This window comes from Microbacterium azadirachtae (assembly GCF_025583665.1).
In the GTDB taxonomy this organism is placed as follows: domain Bacteria; phylum Actinomycetota; class Actinomycetes; order Actinomycetales; family Microbacteriaceae; genus Microbacterium; species Microbacterium azadirachtae.
The window spans coordinates 3615190-3629498 of sequence record NZ_CP099706.1 but is presented as its reverse complement, the minus strand read 5'-3'; the positions used below and the strand labels follow the sequence as shown (position 1 = coordinate 3629498).

Genomic DNA, 14309 nt, shown 5'->3' with positions numbered 1-14309 from the left:
GGAGCCGTGACCACCACGACAGCCTCCCTCGCCCTTCCCTCCGCCCGGCGCCTCCCGCACCACGCCGGCTTCTGGATCATCGCCGTCGCGTTCCTGACCCAGATGGCGTTCTGTGCGATCCCCACCCCGCTCTACGCGATCTACCAGCAGCGCGACGGCTTCCCGACGATCGTCCTCACGGTGATCTTCGTGTCCTACGCGGTCGGCGTGATGGTGAGCCTGTATCTGGCGGGACACGTCTCCGACTGGCTCGGTCGCCGGCGCGTGATCCTCGGCTCGCTGCTGATCAACGTGCTCTCCGCCGTCCTCTTCCTCGTGTGGACCGACGTGACCGGCCTCATCATCGCCCGCTTCGTCTGCGGGCTCGGCGTCGGAATCCTAACCGCGACCGCGACGGCGCACCTCTCCGAGCTCGGTACCGCCGCCGGCCGCCCTGCGGGGCGCTCGGCCCTCGTGTCGACCTTCGCGAACCTCGGCGGGATCTCGCTCGGTCCCCTCGTGGGCGGAGTGGTCGCCACCTGGGCGGCGCGCCCGCTCGTGACGCCCTACGCGATCTTCGCCGTCCTCCTCGCCGTGGAGGCGGTCGTCGTGGCCTTCGTGCCGGAGACCGTCGAGCGGCGCGAGGAGCGGCCCGCGTACCGGCCGCAGCGGGTGGCCGTCCCGGCGGCGGGTCGGTCGGCCTTCTGGTCGGCGGCCGCGGCGGCCTTCGGCGCCTTCGCCGTCTTCGGCACCTTCATGGGACTCTCGTCGACGTTCCTCGGGCGGGTGCTCGGCGTGCACTCGCCGCTTCTGGTGGGCGTGGCACCGTTCATCCTCTTCATGGCCGCCGCGGCGGCGCAGATCCTCACCACGACGGTGCCGGCGCGCGCGCAGCTGCTCCTCGCGATCGTCCTCGCGGTGCTGGGCCTTGCCGCCGTGGCGGCGGGCGCCGTGCTGACGTCCCTGTCGTTCTTCCTGATCGGAGCGGGGATCACGGGCGCCGGCATCGGGATCCTGTTCCGCAACGCGCTGACCACCGCGGCGTCGGCGGCCATGCCCGAACGACGGGGCGAGGCGCTCGCCGCCATCTTCCTGATCGCCTACGCCGGCATGACGCTGCCCCCGCTGCTCGCGGCCGGTGCACTGAGCATCTGGTCGCCGGTCACGGTGCTCATCGGTCTCAGCGCCCTCGCCGGCTTGCTCGTCGTGGTGTCGGGAGCGCGGATGGCGCGTCGCTGAACGGAGCCTGCCCCCTGTCACTTCGGGGTGCGGTTCTCCGCGCTGACCATCCAGGAGAGCTGCTCGATCCGCTCGAGGATCGTGTGCAGGATGTCGGCGGTGGTGGGATCCTCCTCGTCCACCTGGTCGTGCACCTCGCGGCAGGTGGCGGCGACGCCGTCGAGGCGCTCGGTCATGAGATCGATCGCGTCGCGGGTCGCGATCTCGCCGTGCGGGCACTCGGGCAGCGTCGTGGTCTCCGCGACCACGTCGCTGCGGCCGTCGGGGAGCGCGTGGAGGGCGCGCATCCGCTCGGCCACCGTATCGGCGAACAGCCGGCTGGCCTCGATGATCTCGTCCAGCTGGAGGTGCGTGTCGCGGAAGTTCGTGCCGACCACGTTCCAGTGCACCTGCTTGCCCTGCAGCGAGAGCTCGATGAGGTCGACCAGCACCCGCTGCATGCTGTCGCTCAGCTTCTGGGATGCGGCGAAGCCCTTCTCGGCGTTCTCCTCCGCGGTGCGCGCGGCTCCACGGGAGGGCTTGCGGCGGTTCTTCGGGGTTTTCGTCGCCTGGGCGTTCATGGGACTCCTTCTTCGACGGGATCCGCAGGCGGACGGATCCGCCTGCGCTGACCCTGCGCACGCTACGTGCTCGCCGCCCGGAGTCCCACGGGCTTGCGCATCTCGGCATCGGGCACTAGTCGAGCCGGATCCGGGTGGGATCCGACGGCGCCGGACGTGTGACGCCTGACTGGGATGCCGGACGTGCGTCGCAGCGGCGAGGTCCGCGGGTCAGCGGCGCGCGGGATCGATCGCGTCGGTGATGCGGGAGACGACGATCCCGCCGAGCACGGCCGCGCCGATCACGAGCACCTCGCCGAGGATCGCGGCTCCGAGCGCTCCGCTGAGCCCTGCGGTCGAGTCGGCCGATGTCATCAGCCGGCTGGCGCCCGCGCTCACGAAGTTCGCCGAGATCCACAGCGCCCACCAGGCGCCGCGGATGCCGGGAGTCAGCCGTGCCTGCGAGGCGCGGGCCAGGTCGGACACGTTCTGGAACGGGAAGAAGAGCGACACGATCGGGATGAACCACGATCCGACGTGCCAGCCGGGGGAGCGGCGAAGGGATCCCGCCGGCAGCGAGGCTGCGGCCCGGTACTGCCAGACCACCCAGAAGACGGCGGCGGCGAGGAGCACGATCAGCGCGACGATGGAGAGAGGGATCGAGACGGCGTCGTAGGCGTTGAGCGCCTCGATGCCCGCGGACCCCTGGTCGTACGCGGTGAGTGCGCCGATGCCCCAGGCGTCGACGGCGATCGTGATCAGGGAGAACGCTGCGTAGACGAGCATCAGCCAGCGAGCGGTCGCGCCGACGCCGCGGAGGGGACGCACCGCGGCGGGCGCGGCGGTCCAGGCGCCGGGGTACGCCGAGGGCGCTCCCGGCTGCACGTACCCCGGAGCGGGCGGAACCGGAGGCGTGGGCGCGCCGTACTGCCCGTACGGCGGAACCGGAGGCGCGACCTGCGCCGGCGGCGCGTACTCGCCGAACTGCGGGGCCTGAACCGGCTGCGGCGGCTGCCCGTACGGCGGAACCGGAGGCGCGACCTGCGCCGGCGGCGCGTACTCGCCGTACTGCGGGGCCTGCGCCGGCGGGGCGGGCTGGACCGGCTGCGCGGGCGCGCCAGACGGCGGAGGCGGAGGGAAGCCGGCGGCACCGTGCGCGGGCTCGGGCTGAGGGACGGGGGGCTGGGGATCGCTCATGGAAGTCCTCGAAATCGGCGCCGGTGGTGATGCTGTGCCGAACATAGCAGTCGGGCGATGGCGCGATGGCCCGTCCTGGTTGTCGCCGTCACAGAAAACCGTGCGGATCCGGGGCGGGTGGAGGATCCTGTCCCTGAGTGCGCGTCATGCGCGCGGACGAGGAGGACGAGATGGGTCACGACAAGAACGACGAGCTGCGCGAGGACCGGCAGGAGCAGGAGGAGCGCCGGCAGCACCACCGCGACGAGGCGTTCGACGAGACGGGCGGCGTCGACGACGAGGGATCGCAGGACGAGCGCCGCAAGGAAGGGCTCGACCGGATCTGATCCGGGTGCGCTGCGGGCGGTCGTGGTCGACCTGACCGCAGTGGAGCGCACCGACGCCGCGGTCAGCTGCGCGCAGCCGCCCCGGTCTCGAGCGCGACCAGCTCGATCGCCGACGCGATGCCGCGCGACGCCTCGGCGGGGTCGATCCGCGCGAGCGCGAACGCGGCGACGACGCTGCTCGTGATCGCGGTGACCCGGCGTTCGCGATCCGCGACGTCGAGGTGGGGCGCAAGCGCGCGCACCCCGCGGTCGAAGGCGTCGCGGAGCTCCGCACGATAGTCGGCGATCACCTGCGCGACCTTCGGATCCTGCGCGATCGGCGCACCCGCCGCGTTCACGAGCAGGCAGCCGTGCGATGCGGGCATCGAGGTCAGGGTGCCGAACGCGTCGCGCAGACCCTCCAGATAGTCGATGATCGCGCCCGGTGCGACGGTCTCGCCGGTCAGGGGGCGCAGCCGCGGACGGACGACCTCATCGAGGTAGCTCTGCACGGCGGCGTCGAACAGGCCGCGCTTGGAGCCGAACGCGTTGTAGATGCTGGAGCGGCTGAGGCCGGTCGCGGTCTCGAGCTCGGGGATCGACGCGCTCTCGTAGCCGACGGTCCAGAACAGCGTGCGAGCCGCGCGCACCACGGTGTCGCGGTCGAAGCTCTGCGTGCGTGCCATGGTCGCCCTTTTCTGTAATGACTGATCCAGTATATATTGGACAGGTCGTTACAGAAAAGGTTTCACGCAGAGGAGTCCCATCGTGGTCGTCGCAGGTCTGATCTTCGCCGGAGTCGCGGCGCTCGTGCACGTCTACATCTTCGTCATGGAGTCGGTGGCGTGGACCACGCCCCGGGTGCGCGCGACGTTCGGCATGAGCGAGGAGGAGGCGCGGGCGACGAAGCCGATGGCGTTCAACCAGGGGTTCTACAACCTGTTCCTCGCGATCGCGGTCTTCGCGGGCATCGTCTTCTTCTCCGTCGGCGCCCCGGTCGTCGGCGCCACCCTCGTGTTCGTCGGAGTGGGGTCGATGGCCGCCGCGGCGCTCGTGCTCCTGCTGTCCAGCCCGGACAAGCGGGGCGCCGCCCTCACGCAGGGCGTGATCCCGGCGGTGGCCGCGATCCTCCTCGTGATCGGCCTCGTGCTCTGACCTCGCCCGCACTTCCCGACCCATCCGAATCCCCCTCACGAAGGAGTTCCATGTCCACTGCCCTGAGCACCCAGATCCAGCTCGCCCAGCGTCCGGTCGGCTGGCCGACGCCCGATGACTTCCAGACCGCGGAGGTGGTCTACGAGGCCCCCGCAACCGGCGAGGTGCGCGTGCGCAACGAGTTCGTCTCCGTGGACCCGTACATGCGGGGACGCATGAACGACGTCCGCAGCTATGTGCCGCCCTTCGCCCTCGGCGAGACGATCACCGGCGGCGCGATCGGGCGGGTGGTCGTCTCCGCGGCCCCCGAGCTCCCGGTCGGCACGGTCGTGCTGCACCAGCACGGCTGGGCCGACGTGGTGCAGGCCGACGCATCGACCTTCCGCGCCGTCCCCGAGGTGCCCGGCCTCTCGTCCTCGCTGCGCCTGCACATCCTCGGGATGACCGGCCTCACCGCGTACGTCGGGCTCACCGCGATCGCGGGGCTCAAGCCCGGCGACACCGTGTTCGTCTCCGGTGCGGCCGGCGCGGTGGGCACGGCGGTCGGCCAGATCGCCAAGCTCCTCGGCGCGGGCCGGGTGATCGGCTCGGCGGGCACTCCCGAGAAGGTCGCGCTGCTGACCGAGAAGTACGGCTACGACGTGGCCTTCAACTACAAGGACGGCGACGTGCGGGCGCAGCTCGCGGCCGCCGCTCCGGAGGGCATCGACGTGTTCTTCGACAACGTCGGCGGGGATCATCTGGAGGCGGCGCTCGACGTGTTCAACGACGGCGGCCGCGCGGCGCTCTGCGGTGCGATCGCCGGCTACAACACGACCGACCGCACCCCGGGGCCGGACAACCTTGCCAACATCATCACGCGGGCCCTGACCCTGAAGGGCTTCACGCTCGCGGCGTACCTGGGCCTGGCGCCCGAGTTCCAGGAGAAGATGGCGACCTGGTTCGCCGAGGGGAGGATCGCGTACGACGAGACGATCGTCGACGGGATCGAGAACACCGTCGACGCGTTCCTCGACATGATGCGCGGCGCGAACACGGGCAAGATGCTCGTGCGCATCGCGCCCGCGGAGGACGCGGCGGAGACTGCCTGAGCGCGCCGGATCCTCCTGAGCGCACCGGATCGCGGTGGAAGCGGCGGGGGTCCCGAAACCCCCGCCGCTTCGGCGTCACTCCGCGAAGAACGCGAGGATGTCGTCGTCGAGGGCGACCTGGTAGTCGCCCCAGATCCCGTGCGACGCGCCCTCGTAGACCTTCAGGGTCCCCTGCGAGACGAGGGTGATCGCCTTCTCGGCCGCCGCGGCGATGGGGACGATCTGGTCGTCGTCGCCGTGGGCGATCAGGATCGGGACGTCGAGCGCCTCCAGGTCCTTGGTGAAGTCGGTCTCGGAGAACACCTTCACGCAGTCGTAGGCGGCGTTGAGGCCTGCCATCATGCCCTGGCGCTGGAAGTCGTCGACGAGCCCCTGCGAGCGCTTCTCCGGCTGGTGGTTGAAGCCGAAGAACGTCTCGGCGAGGTCCTTGTAGAACTGCGACCGGTCGTTGAGGACTCCCGCACGGATGCCGTCGAAGACCTCCAGCGGCGTGCCCTCCGGGTTGGCGGCGGACTGGAGCATGATCGGCGGGACCGCGCCCGCAGTGGCGACCTTCGACACGCGCCCGGCTCCGCGGGTGGCCGCGTAGCGGACGACCTCGCCACCGCCGGTGGAGTGGCCGACGAGGAGGATGTCCTGCAGGTCCAGCTGCTCGGCGAGCGAGGCGAGGTCGGCGACGTAGGTGTCCATGTCGTTGCCACGGTAGGTGCGGGCCGAGCGGCCGTGGCCGCGGCGGTCGTGCGCGATGGCGCGGTAGCCGGCGTCGGCGAAGAGCTTGAGCTCCTTCTGCCAGGCGTCCGAGCTGAGCGGCCACCCGTGGCTGAAGATGACCGGGCGGCCCTCGCCGAGCTCGGTGTAGTAGATCTCGGTGCCGTCGGGCGTGGTGATGTAGGGCATCGTGTGTCCTTTCCTGGGGAGGGGGCGCGACGCGCACGGCGACGGATCGCCGCGCTGCCGCGAGACACACGCTAGGGCGAGGGCGCATCGGGGAGGGAGGCCCGCGTAGTACTACCCTTCGGGCGCCGCGGTGCTCGTCGGGGCCGTCGGCGGCGTCGGCCCCGACGAGAGCGGCACCGACGCGGCGAGCCCCGCGAAGAGCGTCTCGGCCATCCCCCCGGGCCCGGCGGAGAGCACGGTGAGCTGATAGCCGGGGAGGCTGCGCACGGCGAAGTTGTGGGCATCGATCGCGACGTCGCCGAATCCCTCGATGACGATGTGGAAGGTCGTGTCCTCCGGGCCCGAGACGTCGTGGCGCCCCCAGATCCGCACGAAGTCCGGATCCGCGGAGAGCTCGGTCACGAGCTCCGCCAGGCGGGGGGAATCCGGATGCGCGTCGCGGCGGAGCGTGGCCACGGCGGACCGGGTCATCTCCTCCCACTCCCGGAGCGTGCTCTTCATGCGGTCGTTGAAGAGGCCGGCGATCTGATTGGAGCCCACGGCGAGGCCCCCGTGTCCCAGCGCCGTGGCCAGAGCATTCGCGGCGACGATGTCGCGATGCGGATCCGAGATGTACGCGGGCGTGCGGTACCAGCGCGAGAGCGTGCGCGCGATGCGCTCGGCGGCTCCGGCGTCGGGCACGTGCGGCCGGTGGGGTCGGCCGGTGACGAGACGGTCCAGGTGCGCGATCGACTCGTCGTCGAGGCGGAGGGCGCGCGCGAGGGCCGCCAGGACCTGCTCGGACGGGCGGCCGATGCGTCCCTGCTCGATGCGCAGGTAGTACTCGGCGCTGATGCCCGCGAGCTCGGCGACCTCCTCACGCCGCAGGCCCGGAACCCTTCTCCCGGGCTGCCGGGTCAGTCCGACGTCCTCGGGCTGGACCACGTCGCGTCGTGCGCGGACGTAGCGGCCCACGGCGTTCAGGGAGTCGCTCACGCAGGTCCTCGGTCGGGGGAGAGAAGGGGTTGCCTCAATTCTCCGTCACCGCACCGGCGTCCCGGGCATGTCGCGCGGGTCGGTTCAGGTGCCGCGGTGCTGCGCGATCCGGGTGAGCTCGAGTCCGTACGCCGCGGCGGCGAGTTCGGCCATGTCGTTCGGGCGGGTGAAGCTGCGCCCGGTGAGCTCCTCGATCCGCCGCAGCCGGTAGCGCACGGTGTTGGGGTGGCAGTGCAGCAGCGCCGCCGCGTCGGCCGCGGATCCGCCGGTGTCGATGTACGTCTCGAGCGTCTCCAGGATCACGTCGCGGTCGCTCTCGGCGAGGTGCAGGACCGGGCCGAGCACGTCGTCGGTGAGGCGCTCGGCCTCGTGCGGATCCGCGGCGATCATGGCCGCGATCGGGCTCGCGCTGAACACGCGCACCTTCGTCACGCTGCGGGCCGTCGTCGCCAGTGCCGCGCGGGCCAGCCGCAGCGCCCGCGGCGCATCGGTGCGCGCGGGGAACGGCGGGCTGACGCCGACGCGGGCGCCCGGGTAGCCGCGCAGCGTCTCGAGGACCTCGTCCATGGCATCGGGGCGGGCGAGGGCGATCACGCCGAGCACCGGCGGGAGAACTCACAACGGTCGCGGGCGCAGAAGAAGCGACTCCGGGAGTATGCCGCCGACTCTGGGATCGCACTCGAGGACATCAACCGAGGCCTTCCGGGATTCGGGCCTATCGTTCGCGCATCCAGTGAGATCGTCGGCATCAGCGGGAACCATACACAAGGAATGTGGGCCTTCATCAGCGGACTCACACACCCATCGGTGAAACGAAGCATCGCCGCGTCAGACATCGAACGTCTCGCCGACGGAGAAGTGTTCGCAGCCAAGTTCACCGCGAACCTCGCATCCGTCGCCATGGCGCTTGACGCTGCCATCGCAACGCATCTCGCGGCCCTACGTCTCCTAGCCCGGAGGGGAGGGCGGACAGAGCTGGCATGGTCGCCGGGTCCAGGATTTCCACCCCCCAGGCGGCGCGCGTCCATCGGACAAGAACATAGGCCGAGACCGCGGAAACCCCTGACCTGATATAATATTCGATATCGGATATTCTTCTATCGCCTGAAAATCGTAGTTTTATACTAATGAGATGAAGGATGGTAGGCCAGGATTCGCGATCGCGCGCCGGCGCCGGCGTCCGGATCGCGGGCCCCGTGGGCACTAACAAGCGCTACCCGTACTTGGCCGCACAGCGGGCCGAGGAGAACGAGCTGCGCAAGGCCCGCAAGGCGGGGCCGCTACAGTCGCTCACCGACATCCAGATCCGCTCCCACACCGTTCCCATCACGCACGCGCCGCGCACGCCCGCGATGTGGGGTCATGCCTGGGTGCGGTTCGGCGACGTCGACGTGCGCTGCGTCGTCCGGATCCTCCGATGGACCCCTGACGCCGTGGGCGTCGCGGTCCCCGTCGACGAGGAATGGTTGCGCTGCTGGATCTGGCAGGGCGCCGTGCAGCGACTTGAGAACCGCACGGACGCCTGGATGTAGGCCGTCGGATCCTCGGGGCGCCCCTAGAGGTGTGAGGGCTACACGCCGAAGTGTGGTGCGGATCTCGTTGCGCGAGTGCCGGCCCACCCCTGGGGTCGGCTCCCACGGGCTATGCCCCATGAGGTCCCCGCCAAGCGGGTTGGAATCTGAAAATCCAACCCGCCCACCTCAGTCTTAACCTCTCTCCCGCGCGCCAGGGGAGGAGAGAGCCGCGGGAGAGAGGCACCTTCCAGACTCTACGCGTCTATGTACCGTGGGTGCCGGTCATTCGCTGAGTTCGATCTCGATGAAACCGCCGACGATGCGTGTGCGGAATGTGCGCAGCAACAGAGCAGGATCGGTCAAGCACTCTCCTGTGCCGAGGTCGTAGACCTCTTTGTGCAGGGGCGAGGCGACGGTGGGGCGATCACCCCGGGAGCCGACGATACCTCGCGCCATCACCGGTGCGCCGTCTGCCGCGGGATCGGTGTGCTCCACCGCGTACACCTCACGCGGTGAGAGCAGGAACAGGGCGATCTGACGCATCCGGATGAGCACCGCTTCGCCCCAGGAGGGTTCGAGGTCGTCAACGCGACACACCCGCTCCCAGGTGGGGTCCGACGGAACGGACCGGGTGGAGACGGCACGAGGGCGGGTCTGCGTGATCGTGGTCATGAGATGACGCTAGAACGCGTGTGTTTCGTTTGTGCTCGCGCCGTATGTCAGGGATGTGAATCTCCTCTCACAGGCGCCTGGCAGGCCTGTGCGGTGGTCGTCACGCGTCGGTTACATCATCGAAATGGCGGGGAAACGGCCTGCTCTTACGCTCGGGAACCACCGAACTGGAGGGGGCACGCATGACGTCCCGCAACACGCTCATCGTCGGAGGCGGCCCCGCCGCCCACCGGCTCGTGGAGGCCCTGCTATCGCGCTTCGCCGATGAGCCGGCCGCCGCGCACCGCATCACCGTCGTCGCGGAAGAGCCGTATCTTCCGTACGACCGGGTGCAGCTGAGCAAGCGGCTCGCGGACGGATCCGTCGATCTCACGCTGGATCCGGCGTCGTGCTGGGAGCACGCCGCGGTCTCCCTGCGGGTCGGCGAACGGGCGCAGGCGATCGACCGCGCCGCGAAGACAGTGACAACGTCGACCGGCGACGTGCTCGGCTACGACGATCTCGTGCTGGCGACTGGATCCTCCGCCCCTGTGCCCGAGATCCCCGGTGCTGCGGCCGCCCGCGTGTACCGCACGATCGACGACGTGGACGCCCTCGTTGCCGAGGTCGCGGCACTCCGCGACGAGCTGGGCCGTTCTCCGCGCGTCGCCGTGGCCGGAGGCGGTCTTCTCGGACTGGAAGCTGCAGGAGGCGTCGCCGCACTCGGTGCCGACGCCGTGATCATCCACTCCGGCGGGTGGCTGATGTCGGCCCAGCTCGACGAGGGCGCGGGCCAGGCCCTGGGGCGGCTGATCGCGGCCCGCGGGGTCCACCTGCACCTCGGCACCCGGCCGCAGAAGATCGTGCTCGGCGCTGGCGGCCGCCCCGTCGAGGTGCTCTGCACCGACGGCCGCAGCGTTCCGGCCGACATCGTCGTGTTCGCCATCGGCATCCGAGCGCGCGACGAACTCGCCACGGCGGCGGGGATCGAGACCGCGCCGCGCGGCGGCGTGATCGTGGACGAGGCCTGCCGCAGCGCTGATCCGTCGATCTGGGCCATCGGCGAGGTCGCTGCGATCGACGGCCGCACGATCGGCCTGGTCGCGCCGGCCAACGCCATGGCCGAGACTGTCGCCGACCGGCTGCTCGGCGGCGATGCGGCTTTCACCACGATCGACGACGCCACCAAGCTCAAGCTGTCGGGCGTCGACGTGGCGAGCTTCGGCGACGCGTTCGCCCGCGATCCCGGCGCCCTCGAGATCGTGTACGCGGATCCCGCGCGCGGGCTGTACCAGAAGCTCGTCGTGAGCGACGACGCCCGCACGCTGCTCGGCGGCGTCTTCGTCGGCGACGCCACGCCCTACCTCGGTCTGCGACCGCTGCTCGGTCGGACCCTCGACGCCGAGCCGGCCGCGTACCTCTCCGCCGCCGGTGCCGAGCCGCCCACGAGCGGCGCGCTGCCAGACGACGCGCTGGTGTGCTCCTGCAACAACGTCGCCGCGGGGACGGTGCGCGCCGCGGTCGGCGACGGTTGCCACGACCTCGGAGAGCTGAAGACCTGCACCCGCGCGGGCACGCAGTGCGGATCCTGCGTGCCGCTGGTGAAGAAGCTGCTCGAAGCGGAGCTCACCGCCGCCGGCGCCACGGTCTCGCACGCGCTGTGTGAGCACTTCGACCTGTCCCGGCAGGAGCTGTTCGAGTCCGTCCGTGTTCTGGGGCTGACGAGCTGGGACGAGACGATCACCCGCCTCGGTCGCGGGCGCGGCTGCGACATCTGCAAGCCCGCGGTCGGATCGATCCTCGCCACCCAGCACGGCCAGTATCTGCTTGACGGCGGTCGCGGCCCGCTGCAGGACACGAACGACCGCGCCCTCGCCAACATGCAGAAGGACGGCACGTACTCGGTCGTGCCGCGCATCCCCGGCGGCGAGATCACCCCCGAGAAACTCGGCGTGATCGCCCGCGTCGCGCAGGACTTCGGCCTGTACACGAAGATCACCGGCGGACAGCGGATCGACCTCTTCGGCGCACGGCTGGACCAGCTGCCGGACATCTGGCGTCGGCTGGTGGACGCCGGCTTCGAGTCGGGGCAGGCGTACGGCAAGGCGCTGCGGAACGTGAAGAGCTGTGTCGGATCAACCTGGTGCCGGTACGGCGTGCAGGACTCGGTGGGGATGGCGATCGCCCTGGAGCTGCGCTACCGAGGCCTGCGCAGCCCGCACAAGCTCAAGTTCGGCGTCTCCGGATGCGCCCGCGAATGTGCCGAGGCGCGCGGAAAGGACGTGGGCGTGATCGCGACCGATCTGGGCTGGAACCTCTACGTCGGCGGCAACGGCGGCTTCCAGCCCGCCCATGCGCAGCTGCTCGCATCCGACCTGGATGACGAGACGCTGGTGCGCTACATCGACCGCTATCTGATGTACTACATCCGCACCGCCGACCGGCTGCAGCGCACCGCGCGCTGGATGGAGGATCTGGACGGCGGCCTCGACCACGTCCGCGACGTCGTGGTGCACGACTCACTCGGCCTGGCCGCCGAGCTCGAGGCGGCCGTGGCGCAGCACGTCGAGACCTACGCGGACGAGTGGGCGGCAACGCTCGCCGACCCGGAGCGGCTGCGCCGGTTCCGCTCCTTCGTGAACGAGCCGGCTCTTGCGGATCCGTCCATCGCGCGCGTCGCCGAGCGGGGACAGCTCCGCCCGGCGACCGCGGCGGAGCGCGCGGCCGGCGTCGTGTCGATCGCCGGCGCCACGATCCCGCTGCGCACCGACGCGATGCCCGCGGAGGGGCGATCGTGACGGCCGCGGTCGGGTCGGTCGCCCTCGTCGGCGGCGGTCCGGGCGACCCCGACCTCCTCACCGTCGGCGCGGTCAGGGCGCTGCGGGACGCCGATGTCGTGCTGTTCGACCGGCTCGCGCCGTACGCGCTGCTCGCGGAGCTCGCGCCGCAGGCGGAGCTGGTCGATGTCGGCAAGCGCCCCGGCCATCATGCGATCCCGCAGGAGGAGATCGAGCGGATCCTGATCGACCACGCGCTCGCAGGCGCCGCGGTCGTGCGCTTCAAGGGCGGGGATCCGTTCGTCTTCGGTCGCGGCGGCGAGGAGGCGGCGGCCTGCCGGGCGGCCGGCGTGCCAGTGAAGGTCATCCCCGGGGTGACGAGCGCGATCTCGGTGCCCGCGTCCGCCGGCATCCCGGTCACGCACCGCGGGGTCGCGCGGCTGTTTACGGTGGTCTCCGGGCATGCACCGCTCACGGAGTCCGAGGCGGAGCACCTGGCCGGCCTCGGCGGTACCATCGTCGTGCTCATGGGTGTCTCGAACCTGCCGTCGATCAGTGCCGGTCTGCTGCGCCACGGCATGGATCCCGGCACGGCCGTCGCGATCGTCGAACGCGGATTCACCGCCGACCAGCGCACCACCGTCTCCGACCTCGCAGGCATCCGCGGGGCCGCGGAGGACGCCGGGGTGCAGTCCCCCGCGGTGATCGTCGTGGGCGACGTCGTCCGGCTCGCCGTTCACGGGGACCGGGAGGCCGTCGCGCTGCTCACGGACGCCGTCGCACTCGCGGGGGATGCCCCATGACACCGTCCGAACGCATCGATCCTGTGTCCGGCTTCGGTCCGGACCAGCTCGCCGGCTTCCGGATCGGCGTGACGAGCGATCGTCGCTCGGCCGACCTCATCGACGCGTTCGAGCGCCGCGGAGCGTCCGTGCTGCACGCTCCCACCGTACGGATGCGGCATGCGGATGACGATGGTCCTGTCATCGACGACACCCGCAGCATCGTCGCCGCGCACCCCGATCTCCTCCTCGCGACGACCAGCTACGGAATGCGGCGCTGGTTCGAGGTCGCCGATGCGGCGGGGCTCGGCGCAGCGCTGCAGGACTCGCTGTCCGCGGCGACGATCCTGGTGCGCGGCCCGAAGGCGCGGGGCGCCGTGCGCGCGGCGGGGCTCGACGACGAGGGCATGAGCGACGAGGAGACGACGGCGTCTCTGGTGGACAGGGCCGTCGCCGAGTTCGGAGCGGGCACCACGGTCGCGGTGCAGCTGCACGGCCAGACCGATCACGCGCAACTGGAGCGGCTCGCGCAGGCCGGAATGCACGTGCTCACGGTCGCCCCATACACCTGGTCGAACGCCGAGGACGACGACGAGCGGATCACCCGCCTCATCGACGCGATCGCGGCCCGGCAACTGGACGGCGTCACCTTCACGAGCGCCCCTGCGGTGGACGGACTGTTCATCGCCGCCCTGGCCCGCAGCCGCCACGACGAGGTGGTTGACGCGCTGCGGCGGGACGTGGTGGCCGCGAGCGTGGGCCCGGTGACCTCCGCGCCGCTGCGAGCGGTCGGCATCCCGGTGCTGCAGCCGGATCGCTACCGGATGGGCGCGCTCATCCGGCTCGTGTGCGAGCACCTCGAAGACCGCGCGACGCAGCGCGTGCAGACCCGGCACGGCGAGGTCCAGCTGCGTGGCAGCGTCGCCGTCGTTGACGGCACGCCGGTGCGCCTCACCCCCACCTCCGTGACGCTGTTCCGCGCGCTGGTCGCCGCCCGCGGCGCGGTGGTCTCCCGCCGGGAGCTCTCCGGATCCGTGGACGGCGACGAACACACCATGGAGGTCTCGCTCAGCCGGCTGCGGCAGAGCCTCGCGACCCCCGGCCTCGTCGCCACGGTCGTCAAGCGCGGCTACCGGCTCGACGTCTGAGCCTGCCGGTCTCTGAACCTGTCGAAGCGCTCCCCCCTGACCCGGGCCCTTGGACAAGCC

At 71.0% G+C, this 14309-nt stretch carries 14 protein-coding genes and 1 pseudogene; 8 read left to right on the top strand and 7 right to left on the bottom strand.

The window, feature by feature from the left end:
• Nucleotides 1–6 precede the first annotated feature (6 nt).
• The gene (locus NFX31_RS17130; RefSeq protein WP_262956361.1) at nt 7–1218 is read left to right on the top strand and encodes an MFS transporter; all 1212 of its coding nucleotides are present in this window, start codon (nt 7–9) and stop codon (nt 1216–1218) included.
• Between the two features lie 17 nt (nt 1219–1235).
• Here NFX31_RS17130 and NFX31_RS17125 read toward each other — a convergent pair whose 3' ends face one another.
• Together NFX31_RS17125 and NFX31_RS17120 are read right to left on the bottom strand one after the other, a co-directional pair.
• Nucleotides 1236–1778 carry a Dps family protein gene (locus NFX31_RS17125; protein WP_091477926.1) on the bottom strand — a complete coding sequence of 181 codons (543 nt, stop codon included), beginning with the start codon at nt 1776–1778 and terminating at the stop codon, nt 1236–1238.
• A 210-nt stretch (nt 1779–1988) separates the two neighbouring features.
• Nucleotides 1989–2954 (bottom strand): DUF4328 domain-containing protein, encoded by a 966-nt coding sequence (locus NFX31_RS17120; protein ID WP_262956360.1) that lies wholly within the window; start codon nt 2952–2954, stop codon nt 1989–1991.
• A gap of 137 nt (nt 2955–3091) precedes the next feature.
• Between NFX31_RS17120 and NFX31_RS17115 the strand changes: the two genes are divergently transcribed.
• On the top strand, nt 3092–3280 hold the full coding sequence (locus NFX31_RS17115) for a hypothetical protein (RefSeq protein ID WP_139168287.1): 189 nt from the start codon (nt 3092–3094) through the stop codon (nt 3278–3280).
• Between the two features lie 62 nt (nt 3281–3342).
• Here the strand turns inward: NFX31_RS17115 and NFX31_RS17110 are convergent, their stop codons facing one another.
• Entirely contained in the window at nt 3343–3945 is a 603-nt protein-coding gene (locus tag NFX31_RS17110) for a TetR/AcrR family transcriptional regulator (protein ID WP_262956359.1), read from the bottom strand.
• Nucleotides 3946–4027: 82 nt separating this feature from the next.
• Between NFX31_RS17110 and NFX31_RS17105 the strand changes: the two genes are divergently transcribed.
• A complete protein-coding gene (locus tag NFX31_RS17105; protein WP_045250400.1) occupies nt 4028–4414 on the top strand; it encodes a DUF1304 domain-containing protein in 387 nt (128 codons plus the stop codon).
• A 50-nt stretch (nt 4415–4464) separates the two neighbouring features.
• Nucleotides 4465–5505: an NADP-dependent oxidoreductase gene (locus tag NFX31_RS17100; protein ID WP_262956358.1), complete on the top strand. Its 1041-nt coding sequence runs from the start codon at nt 4465–4467 to the stop codon at nt 5503–5505.
• A gap of 75 nt (nt 5506–5580) precedes the next feature.
• Here the strand turns inward: NFX31_RS17100 and NFX31_RS17095 are convergent, their stop codons facing one another.
• From NFX31_RS17095 to NFX31_RS17085, 3 genes are all read right to left on the bottom strand, one after another.
• Nucleotides 5581–6402: an alpha/beta fold hydrolase gene (locus NFX31_RS17095; protein WP_045250398.1), complete on the bottom strand. Its 822-nt coding sequence runs from the start codon at nt 6400–6402 to the stop codon at nt 5581–5583.
• 111 nt (nt 6403–6513) lie between these two features.
• The gene (locus tag NFX31_RS17090; RefSeq protein WP_045250397.1) at nt 6514–7377 is read right to left on the bottom strand and encodes a helix-turn-helix domain-containing protein; all 864 of its coding nucleotides are present in this window, start codon (nt 7375–7377) and stop codon (nt 6514–6516) included.
• Nucleotides 7378–7461: 84 nt separating this feature from the next.
• The gene (locus NFX31_RS17085) at nt 7462–7971 is read right to left on the bottom strand and encodes a PucR family transcriptional regulator (RefSeq protein ID WP_139168288.1); all 510 of its coding nucleotides are present in this window, start codon (nt 7969–7971) and stop codon (nt 7462–7464) included.
• A 602-nt stretch (nt 7972–8573) separates the two neighbouring features.
• On the opposite strand from NFX31_RS17085, the gene NFX31_RS17080 reads away from it, so the two are divergent.
• Nucleotides 8574–8909, top strand: coding sequence for a hypothetical protein (locus NFX31_RS17080; protein WP_139168289.1), 336 nt, complete (start codon nt 8574–8576; stop codon nt 8907–8909).
• A gap of 264 nt (nt 8910–9173) precedes the next feature.
• Here NFX31_RS17080 and nirD read toward each other — a convergent pair whose 3' ends face one another.
• Nucleotides 9174–9563 carry a nitrite reductase small subunit NirD gene (gene nirD, locus NFX31_RS17075; RefSeq protein WP_045250396.1) on the bottom strand — a complete coding sequence of 130 codons (390 nt, stop codon included), beginning with the start codon at nt 9561–9563 and terminating at the stop codon, nt 9174–9176.
• A gap of 182 nt (nt 9564–9745) precedes the next feature.
• Here nirD and nirB point away from each other — a divergent pair, with 182 nt between their 5' ends.
• The 3 genes and pseudogenes from nirB to NFX31_RS17060 all read left to right on the top strand — a co-directional run bounded on the left by nirB (nt 9746) and on the right by NFX31_RS17060 (nt 14249).
• Entirely contained in the window at nt 9746–12340 is a 2595-nt protein-coding gene (gene nirB / locus NFX31_RS17070; RefSeq protein WP_045250395.1) for a nitrite reductase large subunit NirB, read from the top strand.
• A 5-nt stretch (nt 12341–12345) separates the two neighbouring features.
• Nucleotides 12346–13122, top strand: a pseudogene (gene cobA / locus NFX31_RS17065) (uroporphyrinogen-III C-methyltransferase); the annotation flags it as partial.
• Nucleotides 13119–14249, top strand: coding sequence for a uroporphyrinogen-III synthase (locus NFX31_RS17060; protein ID WP_045250394.1), 1131 nt, complete (start codon nt 13119–13121; stop codon nt 14247–14249). The pseudogene cobA and the gene NFX31_RS17060, both read left to right, overlap by 4 nt.
• Nucleotides 14250–14309: the final 60 nt, after the last annotated feature.